The sequence below is a fragment of the Shewanella sp. TB7-MNA-CIBAN-0143 genome (assembly GCF_040310065.1).
Taxonomy (GTDB): Bacteria; Pseudomonadota; Gammaproteobacteria; order Enterobacterales; family Shewanellaceae; genus Shewanella.
This window is the reverse complement of sequence record NZ_JBEOPL010000011.1, coordinates 44085-66823: the sequence shown is the minus strand read 5'-3', so window position 1 is coordinate 66823 and position 22739 is coordinate 44085. Positions and strand designations below refer to the sequence as shown.

The following is a 22739-nucleotide window of genomic DNA, read 5'->3' as shown; positions in this document are numbered from 1 at the left end:
TGGTTTATCCTTAACTTGCTACATGATCGACAACGAGGTTCTGACTGACTTGTACTGACTTTTTATCATTTTTAGTCTTCCTCAACAATGCTTTAGCCTGTTCTAAAAGTATCCGATCATTGTCTTGACGTGCTACCTGCCAGTTGATTTTGGCCCAGTAAAGTGCTTTTTGGGGCTGAATATCAATAGTTAAATAATATTTTGCCAGATCGGATGCATGCAAGCTGTCTTGTCTTTGCTCGCGCAGTTTAACTCTTTGGGCAAAAGTCCATTGCCATTTAACAGTATTGCCAAGGGATTTTTCCGCTATTGCTAAGCGCAATAATAGTGCGTCGTCTTGAACCGCGTTATTATTGACGACACTGGAGAGCATATCGTACACCTGTTGATGTTGATTTAATGCCAACTCAATATCAGACCATAGCGCTAATAAACTAACCGGAGCATTGTCCATATCTAACTGATTTAAATAACTCAATGCTTCTTCTGCCATACCTTGCTTAAATGCCATGTCAGCAAGAATTTGCACTATCCAACGTTTTTCTGGTTCATTATTAGGTTGATACAACTGGTACAACCGAGCTAACTCTTGATAACTTTCGGCCAGTTTGCCATTTTGACTGGTCACTTCTAAAGCACAGGTAGAAATCAACAAAATATCGGCTTTTCCTATTAGGGTTAAACACGCTTGCCTTGCACCGACAATATCCCCCTGTACCAGATGAATATTGGCTTTTAATAACCAACTATTTATCGCAGTCGGTTTTAATTCAATGGAGCGCTCTAACGCCTTTATCGCCCGATCAAATTGGTGTTGATGCTGTAATACTCGAGCATATAAATAATAGGTCTGCGCATCGGGACTGGCATTGGCCATTTTGGCTTGTAACCAAGCTTTTGCACGACCGTAGCGATAGTCAGCTTCACCGGGATATTGTCCTTGTTCAATAAAATCACTGATGTCGTCTAAGCTCATTTGCTTGTCGGTATCATTAAACACTTTCCAGGTCGCAATAACTTCACTGGTATCTTTTGGTGTATATGGCGCCGCAGTACTGTTGCCTACCATCAAAAAACATGCACTGACAACCATTACAATATTGATGTAAAATTGAATATTGAGGCTAAATTGAGGGTACTTAATCATTGGTGTTAATCGCCCTGATATCACTTGCATAACGCCTCCTTAATGCCATCCTTGGCTATGAATATCGATCTAATTAATCATTACTTCTCAGCTGAGATAATCATTCATTGGATGAATAAGATAGATATTTGGTCCTGTGTTATAAACTTAAGCTAGCGAATAGAACTCGCACTATTAATCCAGTAATAAGTCGTCGTAAAAATCAGCCGTTGAAACATCGTTCTCAACCATGCGGCCATTAACACGTAAAGGTGCAGCTTGGCTTGGTTGTAAAAATGCCTGACGACTTAAGCTTGAAAACATCACTTGCTCAGCATCAATGGTAATGTTCACCATTGCCGCTACAGGGTCGTTTACGCCATCACTCACAGCAACAGTAAAACTGTCCATGCCAGTCACTTCATTGGCAGGAGTATAAGTAAACTCGCCGTTTGGCATTAAACTAACCGTACCAAGCGTCGGTTCACTCACCACTGTAAACGTTAATGCATCACCGTCTTTATCGGTGGCTATCACTTGATCTGTCACCGGTGTTTCAGTCACGGTGGATAGCATGACACTGTTCACCATTGGCGCACTGTTTTTAACCATGGTCATCGCATCATCATCTGAGTTACAACCAGCTAAAAAACCGCCACTGAGCACACTGATTAATACCACTGGTTTAGCGAGATTATTAAGCGCTTGACGCGTCGCATATCGAATAGAAATATTCATCTTATGTTCCTTATTTTGAGCCCGAAAGCGGCGTCGCTAAGTAAGGGAAGTGATCCATCATCATGGTCGCGTCAACGGGTGCCCCATCAGTAAATGGCACGTTACCAACACTGGCATCATCACTGGTACAAAGGCCTAAATCCGTGTCAGTACCATTGACTGGGATGGGGTAACATAAACGTCCCATTACCACGCGCAGTGCAATATCAACCACATCATCACCCGGACGACGACCATTTGGGAAACCGGCTAAATCATCACCAGCCACACCAAAAGCTGACTGCATATCACGTGATTTTGCCGGAATGCCGGTATTAAGACGCAACATTTCTGAAGGCGTCACCATCTCAAGTTGGTTAACACCAGCAAAACCAGTGAGAAATGCAGTAACAAGATCGGTACGAGGGAAGTTAGTTGGCGCTAACGTTTCAATGTTTGTTCCCAACGTTTGATTAACCGCGTCTTTGAACAGAATGTTAAGCAACTCTGGTAAGCTCGGGTGCGTCACATAGTCAGCAAACTGAGTGTCATCTTTAGGATGTGAAGTCGAAAAGGTGTCTTTATCCTTTAAGCCAATCACTAACTCGTTAACTAGTGGATTACCCAGACGAGATACCTGAGTTAATGCGCCGCCGTTGACTTCAGTTTTACCCACTTTGGCATTTGGATTTAATATACGCGCTTGCGGTAAACTGGCGGTAGTCCATGCACCAATGGTGCCGTTGCCTTGAGTCGTTAAACAAGACTTTGGCACTTCAATTGAAATGGCTGTGACATTTTTATCCATCAAATCATCATTATCAACAGATTGAGTGATGCCACCTGGAAATCCACCTTGGTCGCCAGCGCCCGGTGCACTATCACCTTCTACAGGCACATAGTTGACCAAATCAAAGGTTTTGCCTAAGTTAACCACGAAAGGGTCTTTACGTTGGCCAACAAACACTTTGCCAGGACTTGCACAACCATCGAGATTAAATTCGTAGATGAATTGACCCGCATAACTTGCATACGCGCTGCTATCACCGAAACTCTTATTACCAATGTAATCCAGTGGCTTATGGAACATCGCCCCTGAAGTATTGGTTAACGCTGTTGCGCTACCACTATTTTGTGGTCCTTTAACAAGTGTTAACTCATACGACTCGCTAAAGTTTGCCGCACTTTGATCCGCAGCAGTAATGCCACCAATATTTTTAAGCGGTACTGACACACTACGTTGATTGTCAGCAGGACCAACCGTTAACGCAATACCTTGATTATTATTGGCAAGCTCATTGGTAAAGTTAAATTGGAAGGTTAAATCTTCTATAGCATCACCATCATTATCGATATGAATGCTGTATACCGCAGCAGGATCCATCGCATAATAGTTAGGTCCGCCGTAGGCATCTTGCAGTGGAATATAGTTGGCGATAAGAGTGACGTAATCTTCACGTCCAGCTTCGTAGCTATTAAAAGCGTAGAAGTCGGTAGAGTCTAATGTTGGAAAACGAGTGATATTGGGTGCTTCTCGGTGACTTGACGCAAATGCATTAGCGCCTAATAAAGTGCTGCATACGATACTGGCGATTAGGGATATTTTTAGTACTTTCATGACCATTTCCTTGTTATGTAGTAGAGTCATATCAGTAAACGGCTCAGGTTCCATTTTGGATGCAGGTTTTAGCAATTATTGTTGAAATAAATTAAATAAAAAATTAACACACTGAATTTAAATGAATTTATAAAAAAACTATTTTTACTAATTTAATGAAAATGTTAATTTTCGCATAATGAACTATCAATATGGTCCTTTCAATACAGCCCCCTCTATACAATTTCTTCAATACAATCCTTTAGTATGTGAATGCTCAGAAATGAGTCGTTAACAATTTCCCGTTAACCGGTGATTCATCGATCGCCAATAGATAGTTGCAACCATAAAAAAGCGGCCAATAGTCTCACTATTGGCCGCTTAAATGTTAGCGTGGTAACACATCAATGCTTTGAAGCATCACCCTATCATCAAGGCTTTATAAAATTGCTAGCTCTGCGGTATACAATACCTCTGTTGGTAAGCCATTTGGTGAGCCGTTCAAAGGCTCTAAACTCACCGCCAGAGCCACAATATCCATGTCATCAAATTGACTGTTTTTCACCAATGTTAACTTGCCTGACTTAGGCAGTAAGCCTAATGAAATTGGATTTTCGACACCTTTAGCCACCATCCATAACTCATAGTCTTTATTCGCCAGTGGCTTAAGGTTACTAGTAGAGCGCACTTCAATCGTATTGGAGGTGACTTCAATCAGCCATAATGCTTTAGATTGTGCACTTTGCACTACCGCAACTTGCTGCGATGTAGCAACTGGTACAGGCTGATTATTCACAACTAAAACAGCCATAACAATGGCTGCTGCGCTTGCCATTGAAGCCAATCCCTTCCATAAACGGTTACGTGTTGCCATAGGCACCACATTTGAGGTTTCTGGCGATGGTGCTTGGGCCACATTATCAACAAACCCTAGCGACATACTGATTTGTTGCCAAACCCGTTCATCTGGGGTTATCGGCGTTAACAATTGATTCATGCCATGTAAATGTTGCTCCCATAACCAAGTGCTTTCACGCAGACTGGGAATTTGCATCATTAATTTTTGAAACCGACGTCTAGCTTGGCCACGCAATGTACCCAGCACATATTCTGCTGCTAATGCGTCTTTTAATTGAGGATCACGATAATTCATAACGATAAACACCTCTGTAATTGTTGTAAACCACGACGGATCCAACTCTTAATAGTGCCTAATGGTAAATCTAAGTGCCCCACAACTTCGTGATGCGATAAACCATTATAATAAGCGAGATGAATTGCTTGTTTCTGCTGAGGCTCGAGTTCTCCCATACACTGGTCGAGTTTATTTTTATGAACTTGAGGCCCGTCATCATTGATATGCTCTTCAAAAATGGCTTCTTGGCCATCTTCAAGTGGATCTTCCTTTCTGACCTTTTGATAACGCAACATGTCTAAGGCTCGGTAACGAACAATACTGATCATCCACGTGAGAACCGATCCTTTTCCGTGTTGATATTCTGTCGCGTTATGCCAAATTTTTACGTAGGCTTCTTGTAATGCCTCTTCGGCTAACTCACGTCGACCGAGCATTTTTAAGCTAACTGCGAATAACTGGCCACTGGTAGATTGGTATAAATCAGCAAATGCTTGTTTATCTCCATCTGCACTAGCACTTAATAAGTTAAGTAAGGTGTCTTGATCCATAATCTGCCACGTTTCCCTATGATGGTTCGATATAGTTGATACAGGCTAATTGCGCATATATTGATAAAAAAGCCCCAATAGCGTGTATACGAACCAAAGTTAATATTGGATGCAAAATAAATAAAATAAAATAAAATAAAATAAAAAAGCACCATCACTTTTCAGCATGGTGCTTGGTAGCAATAATATGAAGCTATATTTAACCTTGCAGTAAATACTCTTCAGCTTTCTCGATACTGCGCGGTTTACCCACCAGCATTAAAATATCGTTACGCCTTAATATCCACTCAGGGGGGGGGGGATCGATCTCCTCGCCTTTACGCCGCACCGCTCTAAGCTCAACATCCAAAGCTTGCCATGGAATATCTGCAACGGTTTTACCCACCGCACTAGCACCTGAAGCCAGTGACACAGCATGGAGTAAATCTAAGGTAAAATCAGTTTCTGTGCCGGAAAAGAAACCGTGTAAATATTGATAATGATTACGACGTTCAGATTCCAAGCGTTTAATAATCCGCGCTAAGGGGACGCCACATTTAAACAACACTTGCGACACCAGCATTAAGCTGCCCTCAAGTGATTCAGGGATAACTTGGGTCGCCCCCGCTTCTTTAAGCTCATGTAGATTCGCATCATCGCGAGTGCGCACCAATATTTTTACATCGGGAGCCAGTTTACGCGCCACGGCTAAACACTCTTCAGATTGCCTTGGTTCGCAAAATGTCACCACCACTAAGCTCGCTTGACGAATGCCCATCTTCTTCAATAGCGCCATTCTGCAAGCATCACCAAAATGAATATTTTCGCCTGCGGCTCTCGCTTCTGTCACTCTGGTGGGATCTAAATCAAGCACCATATAAGGCACCGCTTCTGTTTTCAAAAAGCGTGCAATCGTTTGCCCTACGCGGCCGTAACCTAAAATCAGTACCACATCACTTTCGTCAGAATGAGGCAATACAATTTCTATCGGTTCATTTTTAGGTGGCAGCTTATTGCCGCTAACCTTTTTGGCAATATCAACACTGTGACGGATCAGCCAAGGCGCCATTGACATAGATATCACCGCCACGGCGACTAACACAGTGCTTACTTCGGTATCGAGTAATTGATAATTTACTGCTAATGCCAGTAACACAAAACTAAACTCACCGACTTGACCTAAACTAATTGCGGTACTGAGTGATACCTTAGTATTTTCACCCACAAGTTTGAGCAAACCGTGCACGATTAATATTTTGGTGAGCACCACACCTGCCAAAATCAATAACACTTGCCACCAATATTGCATCACTAAATCGAAATTCAGTAGCATGCCGATGGAAATAAAAAACAAACCCATTAATAAATCACGAAATGGCCTTATGTCAGCCTCTAACTGGCGCCGATACTGGCTTTCGCCAAGTAACATCCCAGCAATAAATGCCCCTAACGCCATCGATAATCCAAGCCATTGAGTAAACGCGCCCGTCACTAAAGCAACAACTAAGGTAGATAATACAAATAATTCATTTGAACGTGAGCGAGCTACTTCGTCAAAAATACGTGGCAATATCCATTTACCAAATGACATTAATCCTAAAAAGGCCAAAATACCGGTGAGTAATCCCCACGCGATACTATTGAAGCTCATTTCAGCACCGCCTTTGGCTAATAGCGGCATTAAAATCAATAGCGGCACCACCGCTAAATCTTGAAATAACAATACACTGACCGACAGCTCGCCGTGTCTGCGCCTTAACCAGTTTTGTTCATTAAGCAGCTTTAACACTATGGCCGTTGACGACAGCGCAATAGCCGAACCAATCACCACCGCAGCCACTAAGTTTTGCCCAACCAACATAGCAATGCCGCCAGCCACAAAGGCTGTTACCAGCATTTGGGCGCTACCCAGGCCAAAAACCGTTCGGCGCATTGCCCACAACCTCGGTACCGAAAACTCAAGTCCTAAGGTAAACATCAGTAGCACTACGCCTAACTCAGCCACAGATTGCATTTGTAATTGGGTAAACCAATGAAAACCGCTGGGGCCGCTAACAACCCCGGTGAGTAAATAAGCTAAAATGGCCGGTAAGCCGAGTCGACGTAACAATGCAATCGCCACAATAGCAATCACAAGCATCAACAAAATATGGATAAAAATACTGTGTTCCATTGTGGCTTTGGCTCCTTGTCAAAAAACTGTCGAAAGGGAAATAAAACGTTTTGTTAGCACTACAGTAAAACAACAACCAATTAATAACTATAGAAAATTTTTCATAGGCACGATTATTGCTAACAATATGGTAATTAGTTGTAACGTACTGGAACCAATATTATGGATTTTTCAATAGCGACAGAATTATATCCTGAAGATTACTGGTACCGTTCAGACGCTTACTTGAATATGGAACCCGAACTGGACCTTATTCAAGTGATTCAACAACTACATGGAAGTTTAGATCCTCGGACAGTTTTTGCCTGCTTCGGCAAGATCCTAGGACAACATTTGCCGATTAAAGGACTACAATTGAACCTAGACAAACAAAAGTTTGTTTGGGGACGTCACTACGGTATTGAACTGCAACGTACTATTAACGATAACCAAGATACGTTTATCATAACCTATCAGTTGTCTGTAGCACTTAGTTCGGCGCAAAAACACACTTTAGAGCAACTTGAAGGCATATTAATTCAACCGTTGAATAATGCGTTGAAGTATCAAAATATGTCTAATCAAGCCATGTTTGATGCACTAACCCAACTAGGTAATCGTTATTATTACCGCCAGGCAATCGACATCGCATTAGCACGAGCTAATCGCCAGCAAGGCCAAGTGTCTTTAATTGTATTAGATTTAGATAAATTTAAACAACTTAACGATGCGCATGGCCATAAAGTAGGTGATTTTGTATTAGTAGGCTTTGCCGCATTAATTAATGAAGCCATTCGTAATACAGACCAAGCCTTTAGAATTGGCGGTGATGAGTTTGTGATCGTTACCCAAGGGGATGCCCAGGCCGCTGCAATAGTATGCCAACGTATCATTGATATGATGCCAAAACATTCAGAGCTTACCGAATATAACATTCAGTGCAGTTTAGGTATTGCGGAGTCAAAACCGCAGCAACAAGCAGAAAATATATATGAGCGTGCCGATAAAGCCATGTATTCCGCGAAAGCTGCCGGACGTAATTGCTACCGAATTTGCGCTAATTAGCACAACCTTATACTTATGTAGTAACAACTAATTAATAAAAAAAGACCTTAACAGGTCTTTTTTATTGGTTGATTATTGCCTGGTAATTACATACCGCGAAGCTGAATACGCCTTAAAAACTCAGTCATCACTCGGTCATAGACTAAATCACCTAAAAACAAATCCTCGACGCCATGGTCGATACTCGGATTGTCATTCACTTCAATCACATAAGCCTTACCGTCGATTTCTTTTAAGTCGACGCCATACAAGCCTGCACCAATTAAATTAGACGCTTTAACCGCAGCATCGACAATATTTTGTGGCACCATTTTCAAGTCAATACAGTCAAAATCACCACTGCTAACACGGCCACTTTGATGATGTTGGTAAATCTGCCAATGACCGCGACTCATAAAGTAACGACAGGCATAAATCGGTTGACGATTTAGCACGCCGATACGCCAATCATAATCGGTTGGCATAAACGCCTGCGCTAAAATTAGCGCGCTGTGCTCAAAGATTATCGCTGCTTGTTCAAGTAAAGTTTCACGGTCTTTAACTTTAACAACCCCGAGCGAAAATGCGCCGTCGGGTACTTTAAGTACAATCGGTAACCCTATGGTGTTAATAACATTATCGGCCCAGTTTTTATCTGAGGCTTTAAAGATTAAACTCTTGGGTACGGGCACTTTATGCTTGTTTAATAGTTCGGTTAAAAACACCTTATTAGTGCACTTCATAATGGATTCAGGATCATCCATTACCACTAGCCCAAGTTGCTCAGCCGCTTTAGCAAACCGATAGGTAAAGTTGCTGATATTAGTGGTTGAGCGAATAAACAAACCATCAAATTCACTTAGTCGAGCCAGATCATGAGAACCAATTTGGACTAAATCCATGCCAATACGATTAGCCGACTTAGTAAATAACTTTAACGCGGCTTTATCTGATGGTGGCATTTTCTCATGCTCATCCACCAGCATGGCAATTTCGTAACGATAACGTTTCGACGGTTTCGGTAAACGCCATACTTTTTGTGAAAACACTTCAAGATACTTGGCAAATAAATCTTGTTCAGGCTCGGTTAAATCTTGAAACGCAGCAGGCTCAATGGTGTTAACTTGCCATTTACCTGACATTTTTAACAAATTCACCTGCAATACAGGCACAGTAAAACGTTCAAATATTTTACGCGCAAGCTTGTCTAACAACGGATTATCACAATAGCCAAAATACAGCTTCATGCTGATTTCATTCACCGTCTCTGGCAGCTTATCTAAGCCTGATTGCGGCAAACTAAAAAAACGGTCCTGAGATAAATCATTAATGGTCATTACCCGAGGGATCACGCGATGCCCGCGAGCTTCCGCCATTAACGAGCAGTAATAACCTGTGCTTAAATAGTCATAACTGCGACACAAGTTAATCACTTGCATGGCGCTTTGATCTGCAAATGCACCCATTTCTAAATAATCATGAACCGTGACCATATGGTCACTGGGCAAATAGGGACGCCAATCATTAACATCGTCGGTGACAATTAAAAAATGAGCCATAAATATCTGTTGCCTCTTGTGCGGTTTAGCGCGTAAATTAAGCCACTATCATGTTTTGCCAACTCGAGCCGACTCATGCTTATTCGTCAAGCGACCCCCAGCGATTTACCGCAACTAAACCACATCGAAAACAATGCATTTAGTGGCGATAAAATCAGTTCTCGGCAGATGAAACGCTTTCTCAATTCACCTCTGGACAGCTTATTAGTGGCCGAAATAGACGGCACACTTGCAGGCTATGCTCTGGTGCTATTTCATCGAGGCACTCGGCTAGCTAGGCTTTACTCTATTGCCGTTGCAAGCGAATTTAGAGGTCGCAACATTGCCTTCGAACTGGTCACACAATGTGAGCACACAGTAGTCGAACGTGGTTTCATTACATTACGCCTAGAAGTGCGAAACGACAATATCGCTGCCAAAAATCTTTATTTAAAAATGGGTTATAAAGTCCTAAAAACCTTAGTGCATTATTATGACGACTTGGCTGATGGCGTGCGCATGCACAAACGCCTAGACCCACCAGGGCCAAGCAAAGTCATCAAGATGCCTTTGTATGTACAAACCACCCCATTTACCTGTGGCGCGGCCTGCTTAATGATGGCCATGAGTGCGGTAAAGCCGCAATATAATCCAAGTCGAGTTGATGAGCTGAGCATTTGGCGCGAAGCCACCACTATTTTTATGACCAGCGGCCACGGCGGTTGCAGTGTTCATGGCTTAGCCTTAGCAGCGATTAAGCGTGGCTTAAAAATTGAAATGTACAGCCAATCAACCTCGGTTCCTTTTATTGATAGCGTCCGTGACAGCAATAAAAAAGCCGTCATTACCATAGTGCATGACGATTTTTGCCAACAGTTGATTTCGCAAGGTGTTGAGATACACAACGCGGCACCTACACTGGTTCAAATTAAACATTGGATTGACAGCGGTTATGCCGTTTTGCTGATGATAAGTACTTATCGCTTTAATGGCGAGAAAGGCCCACATTGGGTGGTATTAAGCGGTTACAACGAGCAGTTCATGTTTATTCACGACCCATTTGTTGAAGCACAAAAAGATGCGATTAATGCAGCGTATGTACCGATTAGTCAGTCAGAGCTGGCGCAAGTGATGCAGTATGGGAAGCAGAAACAGGTTTCTTGTTTAGTGGTTAAATCATCTTTGGCTTAATGATGGTTAAGCTTTTTTATGGCAAGCAGCCACAACTGGCTTTGCAAACTTCGTTTGAATTGAGATCGCAAGGTTCCATCCTGCATGAGCCAAATCTACTGTCATTCCGGTAGTGTTGTTGAACTGGAATCCAGCTGTTTCTTTTGTTGTTTGTGCTTATGGCCTGCGGCCACTAACGTCGTGGCGCTTCGCCCACACCAGACCAAGAGGAAATTAACGGCTATTCCCTCTTGGAACTCCCAGCCGCCCCGCAACATTTTCAAAAAACGAAAAGGTCGCCATGGGGATTGATTTAACTTTGACCTGCATTCGGAATCTGCTTCGGCCTTATTCGAAAATGCTAACGCTTCCGATGGTACATCCTGTACCGCGAAAGCTAAGCTCACATCCATGTGAGCTTCACGCTATTTTCTTCAACGGCCTCAAGTTCAGAGTTGAATCTATGCATTTTCATAAAAAACTAACTCGTTTTTGGACATTTCCGAGTTAGAACATTAATTCTAATTCGTGAGTTTCAGGTTAAATTTCTATGGGTAACTCCCAAATAATGGGCTAAAAATTGTTGGCTAAAATAGGCGACGCAGGAGCAAAAGCCAACTGTTTTTAGTCCTGATTAATTTGTTTGATACTCATTGAGCCCCCTCCCTAGCAAGCCGCATCAGCGGTATGCTTAAGGTGACTAAACCAACAGGAGAAAACTCAATGAGATTTTATAATAACTCACATCCATACTACTGTGGTATCGATTTACATGCACGTTTACTTTATGTCTGTATCATTGATTCTAAAGGGGAAGTTGTAGCTCATAAAAAGATAGGTGCCAGTAAAGATGACTTATTACTCATTCTAGAACCTTATATCGGCAATGTAATTGTCGGAGTTGAGTGCATGCATTGCTGGTATTGGGTGTCCGACTGGTGTGCTGAACTTGGGATTGATTTTATCTTAGGTCATGCGCTTTATATGAAGGCGATTCACGGTGGTAAAACCAAAAATGATAAAGTCGATTCCTTTAAAATTGCCACACTACTGCGTGGTGGTAACTTTCCAATAGCTTATGATTATCCAAGTGAAATGCGCGCAGCACGTGACCTACTACGTCGTAGAATGAAGATTGTCCGTCACGGCGCTATGCTCAAAGGTCATGTGGTTAACACTAATAGCCAATACAACTTACCTGCCACTGAGTTAAATCTAAAAAATATTTCAGCAAGACAAAAACTACGCGAGCAATATCAAGACCCTATCGTGCAGCGCAACATTGATTTAGACATGGCACTACTTGATTGTTATGCAAAGGAACTCGCACAGGTTGAATGGTTCATCGAAAAACAAGCCAAAAACCATAACCCCGTCTATTTAGAACTACTTAAAACAGTACCTGGCATTGGCAAGATTTTGTCACTGACAATCCTCTATGAAATCAGTGATATCAGTCGATTTGAGTCAGTACAAAAGTTTGCTTCATACTCTCGATTGGTCAAATGCAAAGCAGAATCAGCGGGTAAAACCTATGGCACCAATGGCAATAAAATCGGTAATGCTCATTTGAAATGGGCATTCTCAGAAGCAGCGGTGCTTTACCTACGAGGCAATGACAAAGCACGTAACTACCTTAATCGATTACAAAAAAGAATGAGTAAAGCAAAGGCGTTGTCTGCACTGGCACATAAGCTTGGTCGCTGCGTCTATTTCATGCTGAAGAACAAAACGGTGTTTGATGAACAACGATTCTTAAAAGGATAAGTCGCGCAATAAGGTGAGCTGAACGTCTAACTAGATACTCTTACAAAGAGAAGCGAGCATGAACGTGAATGATGTGGCTAATGAAGCAATGACTTCTCACCATCATCACTATGCCAAATGCTATTTAAGCTACATTGCCTTGATTAGACACCTTATTGGCGCGCATTAATAAATACAATCAACAAAGTCGTTTACACCCTAAATGAGCCTGAAACTAACTGTGCAAAAAGCACCTCTGACTTGAATAGTGCCATCTTAGGGTTAACCGATAAATGTCTAGTGCCCCTGATATTTCAAAGGAATGAAAAGCGTCAGGCAGCGATAAGATCGCACTAAGAGAGCCTCTATATGTGTTTGCTGTAAACGATGATTTGACAGCTAAATGACAGACGAAGTAGATGAATTTGTTGATTGATTTTAATTTGACTGCAAAAGCAGTCAAATAAGTTAGGCTCGCCTATTGACTGGCGGAAGGCTCATATGTGTTATAAAGCCAGTCACCTAACCCAATACATTACTTTATTTACACCTTCATTTTCAACTACTTGAGGGTGAGAAGCTAACGCCATTATTTTTGATTTAACTGCCTCTACGCCAAATGACTTAACACATGGAGTAATAAACCATTTATTAAAACTAGGATCATACTCGATTAATGAGGCTAGAACTAAATCATCGAAAAGAGCTTTAGGCACAGGATTAACCTTTTCCAAAAGCTTTACCACAAACCACTTTTTCTCAGTGTGAATTAAAGCAGCAGTAAACCATACTAAAGAGTCAGGGTTATCTTTTGGAAAATTAGAAGCAATTCGACCTACAAGCTTGCGGACAAGATGATGACTTTCATTCTTATCTTTTAGCGATTTTGCCTCAATATATTCTAGGTAAAGTGCTTCGAGGTTCATCCGATACCTTTGGCTTTATAACGAGCCTGTAGAATTACTCGTTTTAAAATTCATTTTAATTAATTATTAAACAATATCTGAGTTTCTATTTTGATTCAATTATTTAGTGGCGTTTAGATTATTATTTAACATGCTGATGTATTGTTGTTTTTAGAGGGAGTATAAGGCGGGTTTGGTGAGTTTTTGAGGTGAAAAGGGCTTACCCCTTCTTAGTGCATCGCGTGTTGCAGCTTTTCTATATTATGAACAAGACAGTACAGTTGCCACTGGGCATTAACTTTGACTTGGCCGCGTAAGGTCAATTTATTCATCCCTTTGTTGACCGTAATATTGCCAAATACAGGTTCGATACAACCCAGTCGTTTGCTATATTGCCGCCGCCCCATTGGGCTGTCTATTTTCACTTTCATCTTGTCGGAGTAACTCAGTTTTTTCCGTGAGGCATCATTTTTAAACTGCACTTGCCGACCCGTTTTTATCGGCGGTTTTCGCATGCATTGTTGTTGCAACGGACAAGTTTTGCAATCTTTTAAATAACCACAGAATCGAGTGTATTCTTGGTTATAGCTTTTGACATTGATGCCGCTTCGCCACATCTCATTGCCTGCGGGACATCGGCAGGTTTGTGTTGATTCATCATAATGAAAGTCATCACAGGTAAACAATCGTGGCTTGCCGTTACGTCGTTTTAATCTGCGCTTTTCTTGCTCGGTTTCGTACGTTTCACTGTCTTTAAACAACGGGTCTCGTTTTCTAAATTGATTATCTGCTATGTAGGTATCAAAGCCACTTTGTGCCATAAATGCCAAATTAGCTTCGCTGTTGAACCCACTGTCTGCGGTGAATTTTATGGTGTGCTCGATTGAGGGGTTAACAGGATTGAGCTTATCGAGTTGTTGTTTTAATTGAGTGACTGCCGGCTGAAGCGTTTGTTGTTCACCGACCGAACCCCACGTTTGTGCTTGTAAGATAATTTGATGTTTATCATCGTTTATCGCAATACCATTGTAACCTTGAATGGTGCCTTTTGATGTCGTCATCTTTGCGCTGTCAGGGTCGGTGATATTACTTTTAACAGGCTTGCCTTGGCTGCCTATTTTTTCTTGGTGTGCCGCGAGGAATGCCGTGATTTTATCCGCACTTTTATCTAACTTTGTTTTTTGGTTTAAGTCTTGTGTGACGAGCTCTTCACTCAACCCATCTTGGGCTTGATGACGCTCTATAATGCGTTTGCTTGCCCGCACTAATTTCGCTTTTTTACGACTGAGCTCATCGAATGTACCACTCCATTCTTTGCTCGCATTTGACTTTAACTTACAACCATCAATGGCAAACATATTACGACCTATCAAACCCTCTTCGTCACAAATCATCAGCACTTGGGTAAACAGTGGCTCTATTTGCTCGTGCATTTTAGCCACAAAACTTGCTATCGATGTGTAATGGGGTTGAACGTCACCCGATACGCTCATGAACAAAATATTGTTTTCACACACCTTAGCAATACGCCGACTGCTAATTAAACCATGCGCATACCCGAGTAAAATAATTTTGAGCATCACTGCCGGTGAATATGCTGCAGCACCCGTTTTATCATTATGATACCAGGCATCAAACTCCGATAAATCGAGTTTATTTTCGATAATATAACAAAGGGCATACTCAAATGTACCAGGCAGAATTTGCTCTGAAAAATTGATGGGAATGAATTTACTTTGGCATGTAGTGGCATAGTTATTTTGGCCACCTAAATAGAGGTGATATTATTACCTCGTACATGACTTTAGGTGAACACATGAGCTCGATAACCAGAAAAACATTTAGTGCTGAATTCAAACTTGAAGCAGCCCAATTAGTCCTCGATAAAAACCATAGCATCATCGAAGCTGCAAAGGCGATGAACGTGGGTAAATCAACCATGGATAAATGGGTGAGACAGTTAAAACTAGAACGCCAGGGTGGCACGCCAAAAGCCTCTCCCATTACCCCTGAACAAATTGAAATCCGTGAACTGAAGAAACAGGTAGCCCGTCTTGAGGAGCATAATCTTATTCTAAAAAAGGCTACCGCTCTCTTGATGTCAGACTCGATGAACAATTTACGCTGATCAGCGCACTCAAGCAGAGCCACTCTATTCTCACAATTTGTAATGCATTCAAAGTGCATCGAAGTAGCTATAAATATTGGCTAAAAAGAAAAGAGCATATCGATGCTGATTTTACAATTTTATGCAGTGAAGTGAAGGCCGCGCATCGTATTAGTAATGGCTCTGCCGGTGCTCGAACGATAGCGCAATTAGTGACTAACAAAGGGATTAATCTCAGTCGTTATCGAGCCCGTAATCTAATGAGAAAGCTTGGATTATTAAGCTGTCAGCAGCCTAAGCATTCTTATAGGAAAGCTGCACAAGAGCATGTAGCGATCCCAAACACGCTTAATCGACAGTTTGCAGTAACTCAACCAGATCAAGTGTGGTGTGGTGATGTGACGTATGTTTGGGTCGGTAATCGTTGGGCATATTTAGCCGTTGTTTTAGACTTATTTTCCCGCAAACCTGTTGGGTGGGCTTTGTCATTATCGCCTGACAGCGAGCTGACCTCTAAAGCCTTGAAAATGGCATTTGAGTTAAGGGGGAAACCTGAGAATGTGATATATCACAGCGACCAAGGTTCACATTACACAAGCTTGAAATTCAGACAGTTATTATGGCGTCTTCAGATTGAGCAAAGCATAAGTCGTCGCGGGAATTGTTGGGATAATGCACCAATGGAGCGTTTCTTTAGAAGTTTGAAATCTGAATGGGTACCCGCAAGTGGCTATGGGAATTTTACAGAAGCAGACAAAGCGATCACAAATTACATCACTGGATATTACAGTGAAACTAGACCCCATCAATATAATGGTGGGTTAACGCCAAATGAGTCAGAACGTTTATATTGGAATGACTCTAAAACCGTGGCCAATATTACTTGACCACTACAGTATGTGTTAGGCTTCTTTTTTACTAGCTATAATCTTATTTAAAAAGTCTAGTTTATGTAAAACCTTAATCATTAATTCTGACGTGTTTTTTATACTAAATTCTAACCGCACATCCTTCATATGAGAAACTTCAGAGCCATTTTTGAATAATGAAATCTCTTTGATATTCATAGAGCTTAAAACCCCTTCAATATCGTTGTTTCTTTTAATACTAAATTTAAAATCACCAATTTCATTAGAAACATTAAAAACAAGGAACATATGATGATCATGTGTACTATGAATTACCACCCACTCACCATCTGGCATTTTATTATTTATAGGTGCTTTCCCCATTTCACCTACAGTAATTTGTGTTTTGACTTCAGCAAGGTCTGGGTTTTTATTAATTATTTCATTAGCATTACAAAATAAATCTTTAGAATTAGAATATAAAAATCTGGACGAATTACTCACTTGTAGTGAGTTTAAAAATTTAGATGTGGTTTTACCTAATGTTACGGGAACCCCTGTGTCGATTCCTTTTAGTATGCTTTGATATAATGTTTTAGTTCGACTTTCAGGTTGATATACTACGTAGGAATTCATTTTCTTTATAATGGTAGGACAATACAATGCGAAAGTTAGATTAGGTGAAATAGGAAAGTATACCTCAATACCATGACATGATAATCCAACCCCTCCATATGGGAATGTATTATGACGGGTAATTGGATTGTCTGAAATTATGAAATCTTCATTAGTATTGCTTCGAATGAGGAACCCTACCTTTCCGCTAATTGCCTCCATTTGAGATTTAAAATATTTATATGATGAAAGTGATGATTCTCTAACATCATTTTCCGTTGGTATTTCTAAATCTAAATCCCATTCTTTCTCTGAAAATTGTCGCATTAACTGTTCAGAAACAGACTTCATTGAAGTTCTATACATTTTCGTTCTTATTATTTGAACGACTACAACGCTAAGTAATTTTTCCTTGTCTAGAACTGTCAAGCAATGAGTGTTTCTATTGTCTATTATTTTTTCAACTAAACATGCTAGGTCATCATCGTTTTTTTGAAACAATGCTTCAAAGTTTAATCTTTCTCCATTTCGCACAACAGTATTAAAATGATTCTCACTACCTGCATCTATTATTGAGGAGGGATAGCTAACTTTTCTTTTTTTATCAAAAACAAATATTTTATTTTTATCGTATTTGAAATTTCTAAGTAGAGATTGAGGGACATAATGATGTTTTTTAGATTCTGTCATGATCACCTCCATTTGTAGATTGAACGCTGAGAAGCCTAACGTTTTAGTATTTGTGAGTTGCGCCGTTTACATGGCACAAATCGCTTGTTGGACTTGGCCGATGCCGAGTCCAGGTTAATTGGTACGCTTATGCTATAGGAATTTGCTTTTTTTGATGCTGGCTATGGGCTACAGAGCAGTTTAGAGTCAATTGATATCGAGTAGTAGATAAGTTTTTCATTGAAATTCCTTTTCATTGTATTTCTATCTTACATCTTTAAGCCCAACGATTTCAATGAGGATTATACGTCCAATTGAAACTTCATTTGGCTCCGTGCTGCGGCTTCGTTCAACGCCGCGTTAAGCGGACTAAAATTGTTGGTTTTAATGTGTAACGAAGCAAACCTAACCAACTGTTTTAGTTTAACTTAAACACCTTCTTGTCAATAGGTTTGATTCAACTTTGAACTTGAGGACGTTGAAGAAAATAGCGTGAGCATGACATGGATGTCAGGCTAGCTTTCGCGGTACAGGATGTACCATCGGAAGCGTTAGCATTTTCGAATAAGTCCGAGGCCGATTCCAAATAAAGCCCAAAGCTGGATCAATCCCCATGGCGACCTTTTCGCTGTTTGAAAATGTTGCGGGGCGGCTGGGAGTTCCAAGAGGGAACAGCCGTTGGTTTCCTCTTGGTCTGGTGTGGGTGAAGCGCCACGACGTTGGTGGCCGCAGGCCATATGTATCAGCCCATGTAGGGTGGAACCTTGCGATCTTACTTCAAACGAAGTTTGAAATAGTCTGGTGTGGGTGAAGCGCCACGACGTTAGTGGCCGCAGGCCATATCTAATAAAAAGGAGGCTTTCGCCTCCTCAACTAACACTACTTACCGTCTTGTGCTCTGCGCTTTTTAAAGTCTGAATCTTCAATCCATTTTGGCCAGTCTTTGTTGTTGGCAAGCTTTTCAATGATGTCGCTGATTAAAGCTAAGTCTTGCTCTACCCCGCCTAAATTCCAGCTGGCATCGTAGTCGTCTGCACCTTGATGGTACTTATGGGCAATGTAGTCTGGATCAGTGTCGCCTAAGCTCATGAACATTAACCCGGGGACGCCTTGTTGGGCTAAGGCAAAGTGGTCTGAACGGAACATTAAGCCATTTTGTGGACGGGGATCAGCCTTTACAGTGCGGCCTTGTGCTTTGGCGGCATCGTCTAAATAGGTTTCAAGTTCTGACACGCCTTGACCATAACGCAGGATGTAATTAACACCATTGCCTACATTCATGCCGTCTATGTTTAAAAACGATACCAGTTGTTTAGTCGGTACCGGAGGATTGGCAGCAAAGTATTGCGCGCCAATGAGTCCTGTTTCTTCTGCGGTAAATGCAGTAAACAGAATAGAGCGTTTAGGTGCTTTGTTTTGCGCTTTAAAATGACGCGCTAATTGCAATACACCAGCAACGCCAGAGGCATTGTCGACGGCGCCGTTTAAAATAACCGTTTTACCATCTTGCACGGTTTTACCTAAATGATCCCAATGGGCATGCATGACTAACCATTCGTCGGCTTGGCTGGTACCTGGTATCAGCCCTGCTACGTTATATGAGGTGGCTAATTCAATGGTATTTTTTACTGCTAAATTGGCTTTGAGTTTAAGTGGTATAGACTTAAAACCCGCTTTTGCTGCGGTGAGTTTGACTTTATCAAAGTCTAAGCCTGCTGCTTGAAACACTTTTTGCGCGGTTTGGTGCTGGATCCAACCCATGACGCCAATGTGTGATTGATTATTTTGATCATCAACTAAGGTGTATTTAGTATTAGTGTTGCTGTTTTCAACGACGTTCCAGCCGTAGGCTGCGGGTGCAGTTTCGTGGACAATAAACACCGCTTTGGCGCCCTGCCTTGCTGCTTCTTCATACTTATAAGTCCAGCGGCCATAATAGGTCATGGCATTGCCTTTAAAGATGGCAGGATCTTGAGTCGCAAAGCCTGGGTCATTGACCAGCATAATCACGGTTTTGCCTTTAACGTCAATGTTGGCGTAATCATTCCATTGATATTCTGGCGCATTAATACCATAGCCAACAAACACTACATCGCTGTTATCTACATTCACTTGAGGCTGAACTTGTTCAGTACGTGCGGTGAAGTCAGTGCCGTTGTTAAACACTAAATCCCCCATACTCAGCTGCATTGTTTGATCGGCAGTAATTTTAGCCATTGGCACAGCTTGACGATAACTGTCACCAAAACCTGGAGCGAGTCCCATTGCTTTGTAGGCGTTTTCTAAATACTCAACCGTCAGTTTTTCACCATGGGACAATGGTCCACGACCTTCAAATTCATCACTTGCTAAGGTTTGCACATCTTGACGATAGGTTTTTTGATCAAATTGAAACGGCGTAGCATTTACGCTTGGCAGCAAAAACGCACCAAACACGGCTAATAAACGAAAGGTATTCACAGACAACATCCTCTGTTGAGTATTAAGAAAAACCATTGTAGCAACAAGATCGCCACATTGAAAAAAGGATTAGAGTAAACATTATTATTCGTAAAAGTTGGAAATAAAACTCTGCTCAGTTTCACATAATAATATTGAGTTAATTTTGCCTATATCAAAAATCAGTTGACATAATATGTCTTAGCAAACATAGTGAGACATATTATGTCAAAAGCTGTATATCAAAGATAATATGTCTGTAGGTAAGTTTGACATGGAATATGCGTACCGTTGTTATTTCGCACTACTCACTCTATCTCTTAACGCTAATTAATGTGAAAAGGAAAATACATGAAATTTATTATGGTGGCTTTAATCAGCTTTACACTTGGTGTTGTAGGTGCAGGTTTTGTTGCATTGAAGTTTTTCGCTTATGGCGGGCAAAGTGTTGCCGCGGCAGAGATCCAAATGTCGACAACGACATTACAATTGATTGAGTCAAACAAAATAGACTTAGCGGTTAAAAAACTTTGCTCTGTATTACCGATAGCATTAAAAAATAAAACAGAAATGGATGCTTCATTTTTTGCAACTGAATTTAATTACGGTCAAACAGGATCTGGAGAACATATTGAAAGTCAGGCGGAGAAATTGCTCCAGCCAGAAAGGATCTGTCAAGCCGTCAATTAACAGGAAAGCTAAACATCTGTGGCCTAACTGAAACAATTTAATACTACCTATTTTAGATAGTAACTTCGTGCAGTGTTAGGCTTTACTGCTATGCCTTCATCACCCTAAACCTAACGCTTTTATCGCATATAGCAGTGAAGCTTTCTAGCACTTAGTCATGGGCATTATCGGCTGTAGCTTGTTATCGCTTTAAGCTGTTTTTATCGCTTGTTATCGTCTTAACCTGCTGTTATCACTCTTCATCGTGCGTCAAAAAGCGGTATACAAATCCCTTGATCACCCGTTTGCGCTAAATAGCGTTTGTCGACCCATAAACCAACGGCGGCGACTAAGGTGTCACCATAAAAAACTAACGGGATTTGTGGTCTACGCCATGGCGGGATATTGCATTCTTGCCACAGTTTCTTTAATTCGCGCGGTTTTTGCCGTTGTGATGTGGCAAATTGTGGCTGACATTTAATTGAACCTGCCGCGCCAAAGCGTATGCTCACGGCGGTATTATTGGGTAAAGCAAGTAGCGGCGTATTGTCTGTGGCGATTTGCAGGCCCAGCTGGCATTGCTTGTGCCCAACTCGGCACACTATCTGTTGCAGCTCGCCTTTAAGCAGTTGCTCAAATGGTTGTTGAACTGTACTTGCATCAATAGCGTCGAGCTCTTTATGGCTAACCACATAAGCGATACCAGCAAAACGTTTAACTTGATAATCGCCCCACTGAATCGACATGTTAGCGTCGTCTTTAGCCGCTAACAGTTGTGACAGGATCTGCTGTAATTGCGCTTGCGAAGGTAAACTAACGCCACAATGAATTAAATAACCGCGAAACAGTAATGCTTGCCAAGCGGCACTCAATTGACCAAACCCGGTGAGTTTAAACCCGGTTGATTCGGTCATTAATGCATTTGTATCGCCGGGCACTATTAACCACTCGGGTAAGCGATGACTCACTTCGTCGTCAATAACCTGTTGCTGCTCGGCACATAATGCGGCGCTACGCCCTGCGGTGGTCGCAATACTTGGCCAACGCTGTTTTAATCTTGGAATGATATCCAGGCGTAAAAAATTTCTATCAAAGCTGTCGTCTTGGTTACTTTCATCTTCAATATGGGATAGTTGTTTTTGCGCCGCAAATTGCTCGATTTGATCGCGGCTGATATCCAATAACGGTCTAACTAGCCAAGCTTGTTTGTAAGCTTGTATCGCCCCCATTGCCGCCAACCCTTTTGGGCCTTGACCACGTTTTAACGCGAGTAATAAGGTTTCAAGTTGATCATCTTGATGATGGGCGGTCAGTAAAATGTCACCGGGATTAAGATAACGGTCAAATGCTTGGTAACGAGCATCGCGGGCTTGCGCCTCTAAACTCTGCCGAGGGCCCTTTTCAACCTTAACTCGCTCAATCTGCACTGGCAGCTGATAATGATTAGCCCGAGTGATACAGTGCTGTACCCAAATGTCAGCATTGGCACTTAGCCCATGATGAACATGAATAAGCAGGCAAGCAATATGCGGATGTTTGTGTGCCAAGGCACTTAATCCACACGCGAGCACCTCTGAGTCAACGCCGCCACTGTAAGCCAGTACTAACTTAGGCGATGATTCACCTTTAACTACATTCATTTGATAAAGGGGTAATATCGCTTGTTCGAGCAAACTTAGCAGTTGTGGTGCACTCATTTGCTCTGTTAACGAAGACTTTTCAATCATGATGC

17 protein-coding genes are annotated in these 22739 nt (G+C 41.6%); 5 read left to right on the top strand and 12 right to left on the bottom strand.

The annotated features are described in order from the left end of the window. Positions 1-10: 10 nt before the first annotated feature. The 6 genes from AAEY97_RS10685 to AAEY97_RS10660 form a co-directional block, all read right to left on the bottom strand. Positions 11-1177, bottom strand: a complete 1167-nt coding sequence (locus tag AAEY97_RS10685; protein WP_162023491.1) for a tetratricopeptide repeat protein — start codon at positions 1175-1177, stop codon at positions 11-13. 144 nt (positions 1178-1321) lie between these two features. Beyond that, complete coding sequence (locus AAEY97_RS10680; protein WP_350998750.1) at positions 1322-1864, bottom strand: Ig-like domain-containing protein; 543 nt, start codon at positions 1862-1864, stop codon at positions 1322-1324. A gap of 10 nt (positions 1865-1874) precedes the next feature. Next, the gene (locus AAEY97_RS10675) at positions 1875-3461 is read right to left on the bottom strand and encodes a DUF4331 domain-containing protein (RefSeq protein WP_011636770.1); all 1587 of its coding nucleotides are present in this window, start codon (positions 3459-3461) and stop codon (positions 1875-1877) included. Between the two features lie 418 nt (positions 3462-3879). Further along, positions 3880-4593 carry an anti-sigma factor gene (locus tag AAEY97_RS10670; protein ID WP_101086650.1) on the bottom strand — a complete coding sequence of 238 codons (714 nt, stop codon included), beginning with the start codon at positions 4591-4593 and terminating at the stop codon, positions 3880-3882. Beyond that, positions 4590-5126, bottom strand: coding sequence for a sigma-70 family RNA polymerase sigma factor (locus AAEY97_RS10665; RefSeq protein WP_350998747.1), 537 nt, complete (start codon positions 5124-5126; stop codon positions 4590-4592). Before AAEY97_RS10665 ends, AAEY97_RS10670 begins: the two co-directional genes overlap by 4 nt. Before the next feature lie 199 nt (positions 5127-5325). After that, a complete protein-coding gene (locus tag AAEY97_RS10660) occupies positions 5326-7278 on the bottom strand; it encodes a monovalent cation:proton antiporter family protein (protein ID WP_101086649.1) in 1953 nt (650 codons plus the stop codon). A 162-nt stretch (positions 7279-7440) separates the two neighbouring features. Here AAEY97_RS10660 and dgcS point away from each other — a divergent pair, with 162 nt between their 5' ends. Continuing rightward, positions 7441-8322 (top strand): diguanylate cyclase DgcS, encoded by an 882-nt coding sequence (dgcS, locus tag AAEY97_RS10655; protein ID WP_101086648.1) that lies wholly within the window; start codon positions 7441-7443, stop codon positions 8320-8322. Positions 8323-8408: 86 nt separating this feature from the next. Here the strand turns inward: dgcS and AAEY97_RS10650 are convergent, their stop codons facing one another. After that, positions 8409-9860, bottom strand: a complete 1452-nt coding sequence (locus tag AAEY97_RS10650) for a RimK family ATP-grasp domain-containing protein (protein ID WP_101086647.1) — start codon at positions 9858-9860, stop codon at positions 8409-8411. A gap of 75 nt (positions 9861-9935) precedes the next feature. Between AAEY97_RS10650 and AAEY97_RS10645 the strand changes: the two genes are divergently transcribed. Both AAEY97_RS10645 and AAEY97_RS10640 read left to right on the top strand, forming a co-directional pair. Further along, positions 9936-11030: a peptidase C39 family protein gene (locus tag AAEY97_RS10645; protein ID WP_350998744.1), complete on the top strand. Its 1095-nt coding sequence runs from the start codon at positions 9936-9938 to the stop codon at positions 11028-11030. 702 nt (positions 11031-11732) lie between these two features. Continuing rightward, positions 11733-12776 (top strand): IS110-like element ISShfr7 family transposase, encoded by a 1044-nt coding sequence (locus AAEY97_RS10640; RefSeq protein ID WP_350998741.1) that lies wholly within the window; start codon positions 11733-11735, stop codon positions 12774-12776. A gap of 497 nt (positions 12777-13273) precedes the next feature. Here the strand turns inward: AAEY97_RS10640 and AAEY97_RS10635 are convergent, their stop codons facing one another. Both AAEY97_RS10635 and AAEY97_RS10630 read right to left on the bottom strand, forming a co-directional pair. Beyond that, on the bottom strand, positions 13274-13681 hold the full coding sequence (locus AAEY97_RS10635; protein WP_350998740.1) for a hypothetical protein: 408 nt from the start codon (positions 13679-13681) through the stop codon (positions 13274-13276). Positions 13682-13890: 209 nt separating this feature from the next. Beyond that, positions 13891-15387, bottom strand: coding sequence for a transposase (locus tag AAEY97_RS10630; protein ID WP_502959453.1), 1497 nt, complete (start codon positions 15385-15387; stop codon positions 13891-13893). An 89-nt stretch (positions 15388-15476) separates the two neighbouring features. On the opposite strand from AAEY97_RS10630, the gene AAEY97_RS10625 reads away from it, so the two are divergent. Beyond that, positions 15477-16654 (top strand): IS3-like element ISShfr6 family transposase gene (locus AAEY97_RS10625; RefSeq protein WP_350998734.1). Its coding sequence is split into 2 segments (ribosomal slippage): positions 15477-15735 and positions 15735-16654, totalling 1179 coding nucleotides; the frame shifts between segments, so codons are not numbered across the junction. A gap of 15 nt (positions 16655-16669) precedes the next feature. Here the strand turns inward: AAEY97_RS10625 and AAEY97_RS10620 are convergent. Together AAEY97_RS10620 and AAEY97_RS10615 are read right to left on the bottom strand one after the other, a co-directional pair. Next, a complete protein-coding gene (locus AAEY97_RS10620; RefSeq protein WP_350998731.1) occupies positions 16670-17920 on the bottom strand; it encodes a DUF4238 domain-containing protein in 1251 nt (416 codons plus the stop codon). An 858-nt stretch (positions 17921-18778) separates the two neighbouring features. After that, positions 18779-20368 (bottom strand): M28 family metallopeptidase, encoded by a 1590-nt coding sequence (locus tag AAEY97_RS10615; RefSeq protein ID WP_350998846.1) that lies wholly within the window; start codon positions 20366-20368, stop codon positions 18779-18781. A 321-nt stretch (positions 20369-20689) separates the two neighbouring features. Here AAEY97_RS10615 and AAEY97_RS10610 point away from each other — a divergent pair, with 321 nt between their 5' ends. After that, positions 20690-21028, top strand: a complete 339-nt coding sequence (locus AAEY97_RS10610; protein ID WP_350998728.1) for a hypothetical protein — start codon at positions 20690-20692, stop codon at positions 21026-21028. 239 nt (positions 21029-21267) lie between these two features. On the opposite strand, the gene tilS is transcribed toward AAEY97_RS10610, so the two are convergent. Beyond that, positions 21268-22734 carry a tRNA lysidine(34) synthetase TilS gene (tilS, locus tag AAEY97_RS10605; RefSeq protein WP_350998725.1) on the bottom strand — a complete coding sequence of 489 codons (1467 nt, stop codon included), beginning with the start codon at positions 22732-22734 and terminating at the stop codon, positions 21268-21270. Positions 22735-22739 lie beyond the last annotated feature (5 nt).